Raw genomic sequence first — 14,498 nt, forward strand, 5'->3', positions numbered from 1 at the left:
GGAACCCGTGGCGAAGGCAAAGTTCGAGCGGACCAAGCCGCACGTTAACATCGGTACCATCGGTCACGTTGACCATGGTAAGACCACGTTGACGGCTGCCATTTCCAAGGTACTTTACGACAAGTACCCCGATCTCAACGAGGCGCGTGATTTCAGCACCATCGACTCGGCACCCGAGGAGAAGCAGCGTGGCATCACGATCAACATCTCCCACGTTGAGTACCAGACTGAGAAGCGCCACTACGCACACGTAGACGCCCCCGGTCACGCTGACTACATCAAGAACATGATCACCGGTGCTGCCCAGATGGACGGCGCTATCCTGGTGGTTGCTGCGACTGACGGTCCGATGGCCCAGACTCGCGAGCACGTTCTGTTGGCCCGCCAGGTTGGTGTTCCCTACCTGCTGGTCGCGCTGAACAAGTCCGACATGGTTGACGACGAAGAACTCCTCGACCTGGTCGAAATGGAAGTTCGCGAACTGCTCTCCTCACAGGGCTTCGACGGCGACGAGGCACCAGTTGTGCGCGTTTCCGGCCTGAAGGCACTGGAAGGCGATCCGGTTTGGGTCAAGTCCGTTGAGGACTTGATGGATGCCGTTGACAACAACGTTCCGGACCCGATCCGCGACAAGGACAAGCCGTTCCTGATGCCGGTTGAAGATGTCTTCACCATCACCGGCCGTGGAACCGTTGTTACGGGCCGCGCCGAGCGTGGAACCCTGAAGATCAACTCGGAAATCGAGATTGTCGGCATCCGCCCGGTCCAGAAGACCACGGTTACCGGTATCGAGATGTTCCACAAGCAGCTCGACGAGGCTTGGGCCGGCGAGAACTGCGGACTGCTGCTCCGCGGCATCAAGCGCGAAGACGTAGAGCGTGGCCAGGTTATCGTGAAGCCGGGTTCCATTACCCCGCACACCGATTTCGAAGCCAACGTCTACATCTTGGCCAAGGACGAAGGCGGGCGTCACAACCCGTTCTACTCCAACTACCGCCCGCAGTTCTACTTCCGCACAACGGATGTTACCGGCGTCATCACCCTGCCTGAGGGCACGGAAATGGTTATGCCTGGCGACAACACCGAAATGTCAGTCGTGCTGATCCAGCCGATCGCCATGGAAGAAGGCCTCGGCTTCGCTATCCGCGAAGGCGGCCGCACCGTTGGTTCAGGTCGTGTCACCAAGATCCTCAAGTAGTCTTTAGACTTACCTGATTCTTGTAGGAAGGGCCCCAGCTTCGGCTGGGGCCCTTCCCTTTTAAACAATGAACCGCAGAAGTCGGCGAAATCCGTTGGATGGGTGCGATTCCCTCCACAAGGTCCTGCGCCACGTGTTCCAATCTCCAGCCTGGAGGGTGTACGCCATCTTGCCGATGGGCAGGAATCCCCATGGTGTGAATCCTGCCGCCCTATAGGGTGGAAATATGGCAATCAGCAAGCAACAGGTCCCGGCGGGAACACTCCGAACGGCATCCATCATCATTTTGGCGTTTGCCGCAGCCCTGCTGCTGTTTGGCCTGAACATGTTTCAGATTGGCAGCAACCCCGGAAATACCGCCCGGGAGCTGCAGGCAACCGGGCTGCGGGGGACGGTCGCCGATGCGCGGGTCAATGTGGGCTATACCAACAACGGCGTACACCACGTTTTCCGCGCGGAACTGACGTTCATCGGCAGCGACGGGGTGGAACACACACTCAACACCAACCACTTTCCCCGTCATCCTTCGCCCGGCACCAACACCGATGGCTGGATTGAGGAATTCCCCACAAAAGCTGAGATCGTGGGCCAATCCGTCAGCTATCGGCTGGGTGAGAATCCCGCCGTCGAACTTGACAGTGAAATTCCAGCCCTGGTCTCTGCTGGATGGAGCTTCCCGAACTATCTGGGGCTGGCGTTGATGGTCCTCGGTGCCGGCGCGGCCATTGGCGGAACCTTGAGCTTTGTGCGCGCGGTGCGCCGCATTCGAGTGGGCTGAGCGCGTGCCTCAGGTCATTGCCGAACGAACGGTGTCGCTGGATCCGGCCAGCGCGTTTGAACTTTCGCAGACTACGGGGGACTTGCGGCTGAAATGGGACCCGTTCATCCATTCGCAGCATTTTGAAGGCGGCGCCACTCGGGCGGCCAAGGGTGTGCGGACCCGGACCCGGTCACGGCTGGGGCTGCTGATGGTCAGTGAATACGTCTCCTACGCGCCCGGCCGAAACGTGGGCATGAAGATGGTGTCGGGGCCATGGTTCTTCGCCCAGTTTGGCGGCGGCTGGCGCTTTTCCGAGCACGACGGCGGAACCCGGTTGGTCTGGAAGTACACCTTTTCCTGCCGGCCCGGATGGCTGCGGTGGCTGGCCCATCCGGCAGGCAAGTGGTTGCTGGGGCGTGAAATTGAACGGCGCATCGCAGCTTTTGCGGAGGCGTGCGGGGACGACGGCCTGCTGGCTGAAATGCGGGCGAATTCCGGTGATGGGTAGTTATATCCATTTGATGGCCTAAGGTGATGTTTTGCACGCCCGGTGGCTTAGGATGGGAACTTACAGTCACTAGGGGAGTCGCATGAACCAACATTGGGAAGCCGAACCTCGGGCCCAGCAACCCGCGCCATCCGCAGTGCAAGAAGCTTATGGCCAAGGCTACCTGGCAGGCCACCTGGCCGGTTGGCGTGATGCGCTTGCGTCCCAGCCCACGCAGCACTCGCAGGCTGCCCCGACTTCCCGTGCCGCTCAGCCTCCCCGTGCTGCTCAGCGGGCCCAACCGGTCCCGCCTGCTCAGCCGATCCCGGCGGCCCAACCTCCGGCTCCCGTTCACCAGTTTGTTCCGGGACAGGCTGTGCCGCCTGTTCCCAGCATGCCGGCGCCGGCTGTGCCACCGCCGAAATTGATGCCGCAGCCGGTGCAGCGCCAGGCTGTTCCTCCTGTTCCTCCTGTTCCTCCTGTCCCTCCCGGTCCGCCGAGGATGCAGCAGCCCGTGCAGAGCCGGCTGCCGCCGATGAGCCCGCATCCTTCCCCTGCTCTCTTGGACCCTGCCGCGGTGGCGGCCCGGAAGAGCCGGCGGGAGACGCAGAATATCAACATCACCTTGTATGTTGCGAGCCTGCTGATGGTGGCCGCAGCGGCCTTGTTCGTTGGCAGCAGCCAACCGGTGGCCGTCCGTCTGGGTGGCGTCTGGCTGGCCACGGCGCTCTTCTATGCCGCAGGGCTGATGCTCCACAGCCAGGTTGCGCGGCTCAAGCCGGCGGCCGTCGCCTTTACCGGCACTGCCCTGGCGATCATCCCCTTCGCGGGCCTGGCCACGTACAATCTGGGATTCCCCGACGCTCCGGCCGTGTGGCTGGTGACATCGCTGATTGGCACCGTGGCCTATGTAGTTGCGGCGGTGCGGCTGCAAAGCCGGCTGGTGGTGTACCTTTCCCTTGCTTTCCTGCTCTCCACAGCATGGTCATCCGTGGCCGTCGTGGGCGCCGCCCTGGCCTGGTACTTTGCCGCTCTCATAGTCTTCTCGGCGCTCCTGTCCCTGGCCGGCCACCTGTTGCGCAAGGGGGAGGGCGAACCCAGCCTCTATGCCAAGCCGCTGTCCGATCTGGGCCCCTGGTTTGCCCCCGTGGGCATCGCCGGATCGCTGGTCTTTTCACTCGCATTGAATGCTGCCGACCACACCCTGGTGTTGCTCGCCGGCGCCATCTACTACGCGGTCATGGTAGGCATCTGTGCCCCGGCCATGCGCAGGTGGAATTACCTGGGCCTCAGGGCGTCCGTGACGCTTGCGGCACCGTTCGCAGGCTGGCTGATCCAGCCCGAACTCGCATGGTCGGCCGGGGCGTTCACGCTGGTGCTGGCCCTGCAGGCCATTGTCCTGGCCTACCGCCGGCACCAGCTGAGTGTTTTCCTTGGAGACGGGCGGTGGGTGGACGTGGACGTGTTCACCAGCGTCCCGCTGGTGGCCGCAAGCTCCATGGTGTGGACCGTTGCGCTGGCCGCACCCTTGGGGACGGCAATGGACAATGCTCCCTTTGCGGCACTGGGCCTGGCCGTTGCGCTGCTTACCGCCATGGCCGTGGTGCCGGCCTTCCTGCCCAAGGGGGAGTGGTTGCCGCTGCCGGCAGTTGCGCTCACTTTGGGGTGTTCGCCGTTCCTGTCAGCGTCGGACTGGATGGCACTTGCGGCGATCGGCGTGGTCTATGCGACCGCCCGGCACCTGTCTGCAAGAAACACCGCAGTGGGACATGCGATGTTGATTGTGGCACGGGTTTTGGTGAGCGCATTCGCCGCGGCAGTCCTGGCCCACTTCATCCCTGCCCAGCCGGGCAAGGTCCACCTGATCCTTGCCGTCATGGCTGTCATCTCGGCCCTGCAACTGCTGGCCGATGCCATGCTGGCCAAGTTTGGCGCCGCCAACCCGGCCACCAGCTATTCGGCCGCCGCATGGGCCGTGGTGGGAACCGGGTTGGTGGTGTTGCTCTCGGGAACGGCCACGCTGCCATGGCTGCGTGTGGAGTTCCTGGTCTCTGCCCTTGCCATGGGTGTGGCCACGGCCGTGCTTTCCTTGACCAAACTGCCCCGCGCCGGTGGATTCTCGCGCGCGGAGCTGGTGGCGCCGTCGTACCTTGTCATTGCGGCACTGTTCACGGGACCGGTGTTCGACGCCGGCGGGGCAAGCCTTGCCTGGGCCGTGGCGCTGGGCTACCTGCTGCTCGGGGGCAGTTTGGTGCACAAGCAGAAGGAAACACTGCACCGCTGGGCTTACTGGTGGGCGGCCAGGGCAGTGTCCCTGCTGCTGGCCATTGGACTTTTTCAGTTGTGGCGGGAATTCGATCCGGACACGGCCATCGCCGGCACGGCGGTGGGCCTTGGCGCCGTACTGCTCGTGGCCTTGATTCCGCAATTGGTGATCCTCACAGTCGTGGCGGTTCAGGGTCGGCGCGTCACCGGGCTGTCGGTCGACGTCGGGCTGACGCTGGCCGCCGTTGTTCTCATGGCGGCGCCGGGAATCCTGGCACAAGGCCCCGTGCCTTCGCCGGCGCGGACGGCCGTGGTGCTGGCGGCCGCGGCCGTGGCTGCCCTTGTCACGTCCGGCACGTTGCGCAGTGCCTTCATGCCCGCGGTGCTGTGGGCAGGACCAGCGGCGCTGGCCATGCTCTCGCTGCTGTCACTGGCCGACCGTCCGCAGGCAGCCATGGTGGTTGGGATCTTTGCCGCCACGTCTGGATTCCTTGCGGCCCGGGCCGGCAGTGGCCAGCTCAGGGGCCTGCATTTTCTGCTTGCCAGGGTTGCCGTGTTCGGACTGGCCTGGATTGTGGTCCGGGAGCTGACGGACCACCTGGAAGTGGTGTCGCTGGTGCTTACGGGCGTGCTGCTGCTTCAGCTGGGGCTGCAGTACGTTGCCGGCGTGCCCGGACGGTTCAATGCGGCGGTGGGGCAGGAACAGTTCCTGCGGGCCGGGTTGTGGCTGCTGCTCGCAGCACAGGTCCTGGTGCCCTTCACCTATGTAGCGCAGTCCCGCGGCTTCCAGGCTCCCGGCACTGCGCTTCGGTGGGTGGTTGCGGTTGAGCTGGTGGTCCTGGCCGTATCGGCGTTGGCAGCCCAGCTCTGGTTGAAACAGCGGGGCGCCTCCTACTTGGCCATTGTTGCCGTCATTGGCGGGGCGGCGGTGATTGCCCCCGTGATGTGGCCCGGAGCCACGGCGCTGATTCTGCTCGTGCTGTGTGTGGCCGCCATCGCCTGGCGCTGCACCAGCGAGCCGGACGCGCCGGAGATGCGCTGGTACTGGCTGGTGGCCACAGGCAGTTTCCTCGCCACGGCCACCATTGTGGACAGTGCCGCGGCGACCGGTATTTTTGCTGCGATGTGGCTGGTGGCGGGCCTGGCGCTCCTGGTAGGCGCCCATGCCATGAAGATTCCATGGCTGACACTGCCCGGCTCCCTCATGGTGTTGCTGTCCGCCTTCCTCTTCCGCAGCCAGGTCTCCGAGCTCGTGGAGCGCCCGGGGTATGCGTCCTTGGCCGGGTTCGTGGTGGTTGAGGGCGCGCTGTACATGGTGCGCATGATCCTGCTGTCGCTGGTCCGGGCCCCGCAGGTCCAGCGCGGATCCTTGATTTCCACGGCATTGGGCGGCGGAGCCGTCTTTGCGCTGTGGACCCTGACTGATGACACCACCGCACTCCTTGGCGCAACGGCCTTCACGGCAGTTGCCGTGCTTGGCTGTGTGGAAGCACCGGCAGTGCACCGCCGCCTGGCCATGGACTTGGCCGTGCCCGCCGCAGCCTTTGTCTGGTTCTGGGCCTGTAGTGTCCATGTTGACTTGGGCTTCTACTGGTTCGTCCAGTGGACGGCCATGGCGCTGGCCGCCCTGGCCGTGATCCGCTACCGGGCGAAGCAGGCACCCATCGGCAAGGGGCTGCTCATGGCCGCGGCAGCTGCGGCCAGCCTGGGTGGTTTCCTGACCATCTTCAGCGGCGACCCTCTGCAGCAAGTCGTTTCGCTGCTGGTCTTTGTGGCGCTGCTGGCCGTTGGCATGGGACTGGACGAACGCGTCTTCACCATCTGGGGCGCCATTGGCGTGGCAACCGCGGTCATCTGGTACCTGCGCGGCTTCACCTACATCCTGCTTGCACTGCTGGCGTTGGGCCTGATTGCTTTCGCCATATGGCGGTTGAACCGCAAGAAAACGCAAGGGAACGACGGCGCGCCCGCGAATCCCGCGGGCCAGGCACCCCCACCCCCGTACGGTGCCGGAGCGCCGCAGTGGCAGCAGGGCCCGCAGCCGCAAGCTGCACCCCAGCAACCCGCGCAGTGGCAACAGGGCCCGCCGCCACAATCTGCACCCCGGCAACCCACACCCCGGCAACCCGCACCCCAGCACCCCGGGCAGTGGCAGCAGGGCCCGCCGCCCCAATCTGCACCCCGGCAACCCACACCCCGGCAACCCGCACCCCAGCACCCCGGGCAGTGGCAGCAGGGCCCGCCGCCGCAACCCTGACCGGGACAGCCGACGGCGTCACCTGCCAGCCGATCGGCACCCGGGTGGGGCGGCAGCGGGTGCCGGGACGCGCCGTCGTGCTTACCTGACGCCCTTGACCCGCCCCACGGCCCAGGCCCCGGCCAGCGCGGTGACCCCGGAGACCAGAAAGAGCAGCGTGAAGCCGCCCACGGCGCTGACCAGCAGCGCCCCGAGCATCGGCGCGAACGCCTGCGGAACGGTCAGGGCGATGTTCATGATGCCCAGGTCCTTGCCGCGGGAGAGCTGATCCGGCAGCACTTCGGTCGCCAGGGCCTGATCGACCGAAAGGAAGCAACCGTAGCCCAGCCCCAGCAGGCCCGCCGCAACGGTGGCCGCCTCCAGGCTGGGCACGAAAGCCAATATCAAGGCTGCGACGGCCTGGAGCACGGAGGCGCCAAACACAAACGGCCGCCGCCGGCCCAGCTTGTCGGAGAGCCTGCCCAGCCACAGCGATGCGACGATGACGAACACCATGTAGACCAGTGTCAGCAGAATGAGCGAGCCCTCGGCGTCGGGCACCTTGAGGCCGTACATGAGGAAGTACAGCAGCAAACTGGTGCCAAAGGCGTTCCCGAGGTTGACCAGGATGCGGCTCAGCAAGGTCCAGCCGAAATCGGGGAACAGCCGGGGACTGATCCACATGCCCTGCAGCAGGGAACGCCAGGTGAGCGGCGCCATCATTCCCGGCGGGAGCACGGCATCGGGAACCAGGAGCAGAAAAGGCAGGCCAAGCACCACCAACAGGCCCGCCATGAGGGCGTAGCCGCCAAAGGTGCTCAGCCCCAGCGCTGTCACCAGGACCAGACCGGCGATGATGCCGATTGCCTGCGGCGCAGATATCCAGCCCGACACGTAGCCGCGCTGGCTGACAGGCACCTGGTCGGAGATCGCCGCCGTCAAGGCCGCCGTGAGGACGCAAAAGAACGTGCTGGCCGCCACCCAGCAGATCCCAATCCCCAGCAGGGACGTCTGGATGCCAACGAGGACAAGGGAGACGGCAAAACCCGCGGTCCCTGCCGCGATCCAGGGCCGGCGGCGGCCGAAGCGGGAGGTGGTGCGGTCGGAGAGTGCGCCGGTGAGCGGGTAGGCAACGAGGGCAAAGGCACCTGCTATGCCTGAAATCCAGCCGAAGCCGAGGACGTTTTGCACCCAGTCGGTCGTGTTGAGGAGCTTCTCCACTTGCAGGGGGAGGAGCAGCTGCACCGGGGTCAGCTGCGCAATCCACACCCCAAACCAGCTCAGCGCAAAGAACGAGATCCACCGGCCGCCGACCCTGCGCGTGGGGACTGCCGCCATTGAGCCCATGGTTGAGGGCCCGGACACCCCGCCAACTCTCGTGACTTTGCTCACGCCTGTAGCATCTCATGCCTGTCAAGGACGGCGCCGGGGCGGCATTTCCCGGCCAGGGCAGCGGCCGGGCCGGCGCACGCAACGACAGCCCCGATTGGCGTTCAGCCGCAGAATCCGGCATACTTATTGAGTTGTTCAAGTGCTTTTTCGTGTCCCGGTCGAGATAATGCTCGATGCAGGGTCCAAGTTGAAGCCCAAACATAACCTTTCCTTCGCATAGTTAGTGCGGGTACGTGCGCGAATATTCGCGACACGCCCGACCGCGGGGGTCGGAGCTTCGATGGATTGAGGAACCCGGAATTATCCGGATTCAGTTCATTGGAAGCGTGGCTGTGAATGCCACATTTTGAACAGGAAAAGTAAACAGCGTTTACGTCAACAGCATTGCTTTCGCAGAATGCTTCGTTACAGGAAAGAGAGTCACGACGCCATGGCGGGACAAAAAATCCGCATCCGGCTGAAGTCATATGACCACGAGGTCATTGATGTTTCAGCTCGGAAGATCGTTGAGACGGTCACGCGCGCAGGCGCAACGGTAGTAGGCCCAGTGCCGCTGCCCACCGAGAAGAACATTTACTGTGTAATTCGTTCACCTCACAAGTACAAAGACAGCCGCGAGCACTTTGAAATGCGCACGCACAAGCGTCTCATCGACATCATTGATCCCACGCCCAAGGCAGTTGATTCGCTCATGCGTCTCGACCTGCCGGCCGACGTGAACATCGAAATCAAACTGTAGGGAGGTGCTGAGAAACTATGACCGCGACCCGAAACACTAAGGGCATCCTGGGCACGAAGCTCGGCATGACCCAGGTCTGGGACGAGAACAACTTGCTTGTTCCCGTAACCGTCGTCCAGGCCGACTCCAATGTCATCACCCAGCTGCGCAACGCAGAGGTAGATGGCTACACCGCTGTTCAGATCGGCTACGGCCAGATCGATCCTCGCAAGGTGACAAAGCCTTTGGCTGGTCACTTCGCAAAGGCTGGTGTCACCCCCCGCCGCCACGTCGTCGAACTGCGCACTGCAGACGCCGACACCTACGCCCTCGGCCAGGAGCTCTCAGTTGAGATCTTCGAAGCCGGCCAGAAGGTCGACGTCGTCGGCACTTCAAAGGGTAAGGGCTTTGCCGGTGTCATGAAGCGTCACGGCTTCCACGGCGCCCCGGCTTCGCACGGTGCACACAAGAACCACCGCAAGCCCGGTTCCATCGGTGGCGCGTCCACCCCAGGCCGCGTTTTCAAGGGTATGCGCATGGCAGGCCGTATGGGTGCCGAGCGCGTAACCACCATGAACCTGACGGTTCACGGTGTTGACGCCGAGAAGTCGCTGCTGCTGATCAAGGGTGCCGTTCCCGGCGCCCGCGGCCAGGTCGTATTCGTACGCACCGCCGTGAAGGGAGCATAAGTAAATGGCTACTGTAAAGGTTGACCTGCCTGCTGAGATCTTCGACGTACAGACCAACGTGCCCTTGTTGCACCAGGTTGTCGTAGCTCAGCTCGCTGCTGCCCGCCAGGGTACCCACAAGACCAAGACCCGCGCCGAAGTATCCGGTGCAGGCCGCAAGCCGCATGCGCAGAAGGGTACAGGTCGTGCCCGTCAGGGTTCCATCCGCGCCCCGCACATGACCGGTGGTGGCGTTGTCCACGGTCCCACCCCTCGCGACTACAGCCAGCGCACACCCAAGAAGATGAAGGCTGCTGCTTTGCGCGGCGCCCTGTCCGACCGGGCACGCAACGGCCGTATCCACGTCATTGCTGAACTGGTTGCCGGCTCCGCGCCGTCCACCAAGGCTGCAAAGGCTGCACTGGCTGCTGTAACAACGCGCCGGAACGTGCTCGTTGTTATCGAGCGCGCCAACGACGTTGCCGCCTTGAGCGTACGCAACATCACCGACCTGCACGTGCTGTACGTTGACCAGCTCAACACCTACGACGTGCTCGTTTCCGATGACATTGTCTTCACACAGGCTGCTTACGAAGTCTTCGTCTCCGGCCGCGCCGCCTCTGAGGCTTTCGCCTCGAGCATGCTGCTGGTTGAAGACGTGGTTTCTGAAGATGCCGACGATGCTGCCGAAGGCACCATCAAGGGCAACAAGGACTCCATGAAGTACCACGTGCCTGGTTCACGCTGGTATGACGCCACTGTGGCCGAGGTTTGGTTCGCAACGGTTGAGGAGGCCAAGGCCGCAGGCTTTGTTCCCGCCGGCGGCGAAGCTGCCCAGACTATTGAGGAGGACGCCAAGTGAGCGCCGTCACCATCAAGGATCCGCGCGACGTAGTGCTTGCACCCGTCGTCTCGGAAAAGAGCTACGGCTTGATCGACGAAGGCAAATACACCTTCCTGGTCGACCCCCGCTCGAACAAGACCGAGATCAAGCTGGCCGTGGAGAAAATTTTCTCCGTCAAGGTCGACTCGATCAACACCATCAACCGTGCCGGTAAGCGTAAGCGCACCAAGTTCGGATGGGGACAGCGCAAGAACACCAAGCGCGCCATTGTCTCCCTCCGCGAGGGCACGATTGACATCTTCGGCGGTCCGCTTTCTTAAGCGGAGACCACTTTAACGAGGAAATATACTATGGGAATCCGTAAATACAAGCCGACAACCCCGGGCCGTCGCGGCTCGAGCGTTGCCGACTTCACTGAAATCACGCGGTCGACGCCGGAGAAGTCTCTGGTCCGTCCCCTGCCCAAAAAGGGTGGCCGCAATAACACTGGTCGTATCACGACTCGTCACAAGGGTGGTGGCCACAAGCGTGCCTACCGTCTGATTGACTTCCGTCGTCACGACAAGGATGGCGTCAACGCCCGCGTAGCTGAGATCGAATACGATCCCAACCGCACCGCGCGCATTGCCCTCCTGCACTATGTTGATGGCACCAAGCGCTACATCATCGCCCCGAACAAGCTCAACCAGGGCGATTTCGTGGAAGCCGGCGCCGCAGCTGACATCAAGCCTGGCAACAACCTCCCGTTGCGCAACATCCCCGTGGGTACTGTTATCCACGCTGTGGAGCTGCGTCCCGGCGGCGGTGCCAAGATGGCTCGTTCAGCTGGTGCCTCTGTTCAGCTCGTCGCCAAGGAAGGCAAGTTCGCCCAGCTGCGTCTGCCCTCCGGCGAAATCCGCAACGTTGATGCGCGCTGCCGCGCGACCATCGGCGAAGTTGGCAACGCTGAGCAGTCAAACATCAACTGGGGCAAGGCTGGCCGCATGCGCTGGAAGGGCGTACGCCCGACCGTCCGCGGTGTTGTCATGAACCCTGTTGATCACCCGCATGGTGGTGGTGAAGGCAAGACCTCCGGTGGACGTCACCCGGTCAACCCGAACGGTAAGCGCGAAGGCCGTACCCGCCGTCCCAACAAAGAGAGCGACAAGCTGATTGTTCGTCGCCGCCGTACTGGCAAGAACAAGCGATAGGAGCCTGGAGACATGCCACGTAGCCTGAAGAAGGGTCCCTTCGTTGACCAGCACCTCTTTGTCAAGGTAGCTCGGGAGAACGAAAAGGGTACCAAGAACGTAATTAAGACCTGGTCCCGCCGCTCGATGATCGTCCCCGATATGTTGGGTCACACGATCGCCGTGCACGACGGACGCAAGCACATCCCCGTGTTTGTTACCGAGTCGATGGTCGGGCACAAGCTCGGCGAATTCGCCCCCACGCGGACATTCCGCGGCCATGTCAAGGACGACCGCAAGGGCAAGCGCCGCTAGGCGCTTGCACTTACGGCTAAGACGAGAGAGAGATAGCAATGGAAGCCAAGGCAAGTGCGCGTCATCTGCGCGTCACGCCTATGAAGGCCCGGCGCGTCGTCAACCTGATTCGTGGCAAGCAGGCGAATGAGGCATTGGCGATTTTGAAGTTTGCCCCACAGGCAGCTTCGGAGCCGGTATTCAAGGTAGTCCAGTCCGCAGTGGCTAACGCCCGCGTTCTGGCGGATCGCGACAGCGTCGCGTTCAACGAAAATGATCTGTACATCAGCGAAATCTTCGTTGACGAAGGCCCGACCATGAAGCGGTTCCAGCCGCGTGCACAGGGTCGCGCATTCCAGATCAAGAAGCGCACCAGCCACGTCACCGTGGTTGTCGCGACACCCGAGAAAGAGGAGGTTCGCTAAGTGGGACAGAAAGTAAACCCGCACGGATTCCGACTCGGGATCACCACGGATCACCGTTCACACTGGTTCGCGGACAGCAACAAGCCCGGCCAGCGGTACAAGGACTTCGTAAAAGAAGACATCCAGATCCGCGCACTCATGTCCACGGGCATGGACCGCGCCGGCATTTCCAAGGTTGAGATCGAGCGCACCCGTGACCGTGTTCGTGTGGATATCCACACAGCACGCCCCGGTATTGTCATCGGTCGCCGTGGAGCAGAAGCAGATCGCATCCGCGGCGAGCTTGAAAAGCTCACCGGCAAGCAGGTTCAGCTGAACATCCTGGAAGTCAAGAACCCGGAAGCAGACGCTCAGCTTGTTGCCCAGGGCATCGCCGAGCAGCTGACTTCACGTGTGGCATTCCGCCGTGCGATGAAGAAGGCCATGCAGTCCGCTCAGCGCACCGGCAGCGTCAAGGGCATCCGTGTCGCTTGTGCTGGTCGCTTGGGTGGCGCTGAAATGTCACGCACCGAGTTCTACCGCGAAGGTCGTGTGCCCCTGCACACCCTGCGCGCCAACATCGATTACGGCTTCTTTGAAGCCAAGACCGTGTTCGGCCGCATCGGTGTCAAGGTCTGGATCTACAAGGGCGATGTCACGAGCAAGGAACTGGCTGCCCAGGCAGCTGCCGCTCCCGCCCGTGGCCGCGGCCCGCGCCGTGACGGCGATGACCGCGGAGCCCGCGGTCCCCGTGCCGGTGGCGACCGTCGTCGCAACGACCGTCCTGAGCGCACCGAGGCAGCTGCCCCGGTTCAGGCTCCTGTAGCTGCAGAGGTTGCGGCTCCGGCAGTAGAAGGAGGAGAGGCTTAAATGCTTATCCCACGTCGAGTAAAGCACCGTAAGCAGCACCACCCCGGTCGTTCGGGTCAGGCTACTGGCGGCACCGTGGTTTCGTTTGGTGAGTGGGGCATTCAGGCTCTCTCACCGGCGTACGTGACCAACCGACAGATCGAGTCCGCTCGTATCGCCATGACCCGTCACATCAAGCGTGGTGGAAAGGTGTGGATCAACATCTACCCTGACCGTCCCTTGACGAAGAAGCCTGCTGAAACCCGCATGGGTTCCGGTAAGGGTTCGCCCGAGTGGTGGATCGCGAATGTCAAGCCCGGCCGTGTTCTCTTTGAACTCTCCGGTGTATCAGAAGAGGTAGCACGCGAGGCATTGCGCCTGGCAATCCACAAGCTGCCGTTGAAAGCACGCATTGTGCGTCGCGAAGGTGGTGAGTAGAGATGTCAGTTGGTTCCAAGGAACTTGCCCCTGCACAGCTTGACGGGTTCGATAACGCACGTCTGGGCGAAGAGCTCCGTAAGGCTAAAGAGGAACTGTTCAACCTGCGTTTCCAGTCGGCCACCGGCCAGCTGGAAAGCCACGGTCGTTTGCGCGTTGTAAAGCGCGACATCGCCCGCATCTACACGGTGCTGCGCGAACGCGAGCTGGGCATTCGCCCGGACGTGGTTGCCGCTGCACCCGTGGAGAAGGCCTCCAAGAAGGCTGACAAGGAAGCCAAGAAGGCCTCCAAGAAGGCTGAAACATCTGAGGAGGACGCCAAGTGAGCGATTCTGTAAACAACACTGAAGCCGGCGCGGAGACTGTTGTCCGCGGCGATCGCAAGAAGCTCCGCGGCTACGTCGTCTCCGACAAGATGGACAAAACCATCGTTGTCGAGGTCGAAGACCGCGTCAAGCACGCCTTGTACGGCAAGGTTCTGCGTCGCAACAAGAAGTACAAGGCTCATGATGAAGAGAACAGCGCCGGCATCGGCGACCTGGTCATCATCAGCGAGACTCGTCCGCTGTCCGCCACCAAGCGGTTCCGCCTCGTCGAGATCGTCGAAAAGGCCAAGTAAGCAGTTCACGCACTTGTGCGTGGCTGAGTACTAGAATGTTGGGCCCGTTGCCACTTGTGGCGGCGGGCCCAACGCCGTTTAACATCCAATGCCCGACGGCGTGACGCCGAGAATCAGCGCTGGTGCCGGTGTTCTCGTAGGCGACGTAAAGGAGACA

At 62.8% G+C, this 14,498-nt stretch carries 16 protein-coding genes and 1 pseudogene; 16 read left to right on the top strand and 1 reads right to left on the bottom strand.

The genetic code is table 11. The annotated features are described in order from the left end of the window. The first annotated feature begins 7 nt into the window (after positions 1-7). The 4 genes from tuf (at position 8) to ACT3TS_RS01510 (ending at position 6,967) form a co-directional block, all read left to right on the top strand. Positions 8-1,198 carry an elongation factor Tu gene (tuf, locus tag ACT3TS_RS01495; RefSeq protein WP_444529724.1) on the top strand — a complete coding sequence of 397 codons (1,191 nt, stop codon included), beginning with the start codon at positions 8-10 and terminating at the stop codon, positions 1,196-1,198. 226 nt (positions 1,199-1,424) lie between these two features. Beyond that, complete coding sequence (locus ACT3TS_RS01500; RefSeq protein WP_444529725.1) at positions 1,425-1,976, top strand: hypothetical protein; 552 nt, start codon at positions 1,425-1,427, stop codon at positions 1,974-1,976. A 4-nt stretch (positions 1,977-1,980) separates the two neighbouring features. After that, a complete protein-coding gene (locus ACT3TS_RS01505) occupies positions 1,981-2,466 on the top strand; it encodes an SRPBCC family protein (RefSeq protein ID WP_444529726.1) in 486 nt (161 codons plus the stop codon). A gap of 514 nt (positions 2,467-2,980) precedes the next feature. Further along, positions 2,981-6,967, top strand: a complete 3,987-nt coding sequence (locus ACT3TS_RS01510) for a hypothetical protein (RefSeq protein WP_444529727.1) — start codon at positions 2,981-2,983, stop codon at positions 6,965-6,967. Between the two features lie 81 nt (positions 6,968-7,048). On the opposite strand, the gene ACT3TS_RS01515 is transcribed toward ACT3TS_RS01510, so the two are convergent. Then, entirely contained in the window at positions 7,049-8,338 is a 1,290-nt protein-coding gene (locus tag ACT3TS_RS01515; protein ID WP_444529728.1) for an MFS transporter, read from the bottom strand. Positions 8,339-8,768: 430 nt separating this feature from the next. Here ACT3TS_RS01515 and rpsJ point away from each other — a divergent pair, with 430 nt between their 5' ends. From rpsJ to rpsQ, 12 genes and pseudogenes are all read left to right on the top strand, one after another. Further along, complete coding sequence (gene rpsJ, locus ACT3TS_RS01520; protein WP_038464699.1) at positions 8,769-9,077, top strand: 30S ribosomal protein S10; 309 nt, start codon at positions 8,769-8,771, stop codon at positions 9,075-9,077. A gap of 17 nt (positions 9,078-9,094) precedes the next feature. After that, on the top strand, positions 9,095-9,745 hold the full coding sequence (gene rplC / locus ACT3TS_RS01525; RefSeq protein ID WP_444529729.1) for a 50S ribosomal protein L3: 651 nt from the start codon (positions 9,095-9,097) through the stop codon (positions 9,743-9,745). Between the two features lie 4 nt (positions 9,746-9,749). After that, a pseudogene (rplD, locus tag ACT3TS_RS01530) lies at positions 9,750-10,415 on the top strand (50S ribosomal protein L4); the annotation flags it as partial. A gap of 6 nt (positions 10,416-10,421) precedes the next feature. Then, entirely contained in the window at positions 10,422-10,586 is a 165-nt protein-coding gene (locus ACT3TS_RS01535) for a sunset domain-containing protein (protein ID WP_444529819.1), read from the top strand. Beyond that, entirely contained in the window at positions 10,583-10,888 is a 306-nt protein-coding gene (gene rplW / locus ACT3TS_RS01540) for a 50S ribosomal protein L23 (RefSeq protein ID WP_038464693.1), read from the top strand. Before ACT3TS_RS01535 ends, rplW begins: the two co-directional genes overlap by 4 nt. 30 nt (positions 10,889-10,918) lie before the next feature. Then, positions 10,919-11,758 carry a 50S ribosomal protein L2 gene (rplB, locus tag ACT3TS_RS01545; protein ID WP_444529730.1) on the top strand — a complete coding sequence of 280 codons (840 nt, stop codon included), beginning with the start codon at positions 10,919-10,921 and terminating at the stop codon, positions 11,756-11,758. 12 nt (positions 11,759-11,770) lie between these two features. Beyond that, entirely contained in the window at positions 11,771-12,052 is a 282-nt protein-coding gene (gene rpsS / locus ACT3TS_RS01550) for a 30S ribosomal protein S19 (protein ID WP_018773666.1), read from the top strand. A 38-nt stretch (positions 12,053-12,090) separates the two neighbouring features. Beyond that, entirely contained in the window at positions 12,091-12,456 is a 366-nt protein-coding gene (rplV, locus tag ACT3TS_RS01555; protein WP_038464687.1) for a 50S ribosomal protein L22, read from the top strand. Beyond that, positions 12,457-13,305 (top strand): 30S ribosomal protein S3, encoded by an 849-nt coding sequence (gene rpsC / locus ACT3TS_RS01560; protein ID WP_444529731.1) that lies wholly within the window; start codon positions 12,457-12,459, stop codon positions 13,303-13,305. Further along, positions 13,306-13,722, top strand: a complete 417-nt coding sequence (gene rplP, locus ACT3TS_RS01565; RefSeq protein WP_444529732.1) for a 50S ribosomal protein L16 — start codon at positions 13,306-13,308, stop codon at positions 13,720-13,722. A gap of 2 nt (positions 13,723-13,724) precedes the next feature. Next, on the top strand, positions 13,725-14,048 hold the full coding sequence (gene rpmC / locus ACT3TS_RS01570) for a 50S ribosomal protein L29 (RefSeq protein WP_444529733.1): 324 nt from the start codon (positions 13,725-13,727) through the stop codon (positions 14,046-14,048). Next, a complete protein-coding gene (gene rpsQ / locus ACT3TS_RS01575; protein WP_444529734.1) occupies positions 14,045-14,341 on the top strand; it encodes a 30S ribosomal protein S17 in 297 nt (98 codons plus the stop codon). Before rpmC ends, rpsQ begins: the two co-directional genes overlap by 4 nt. The last annotated feature ends 157 nt before the right edge of the window (positions 14,342-14,498 follow it).

Origin of the sequence: Specibacter sp. AOP5-B1-6 (assembly GCF_052376555.1) — a bacterium.
Lineage (GTDB): Bacteria > Actinomycetota > Actinomycetes > Actinomycetales > Micrococcaceae > Specibacter.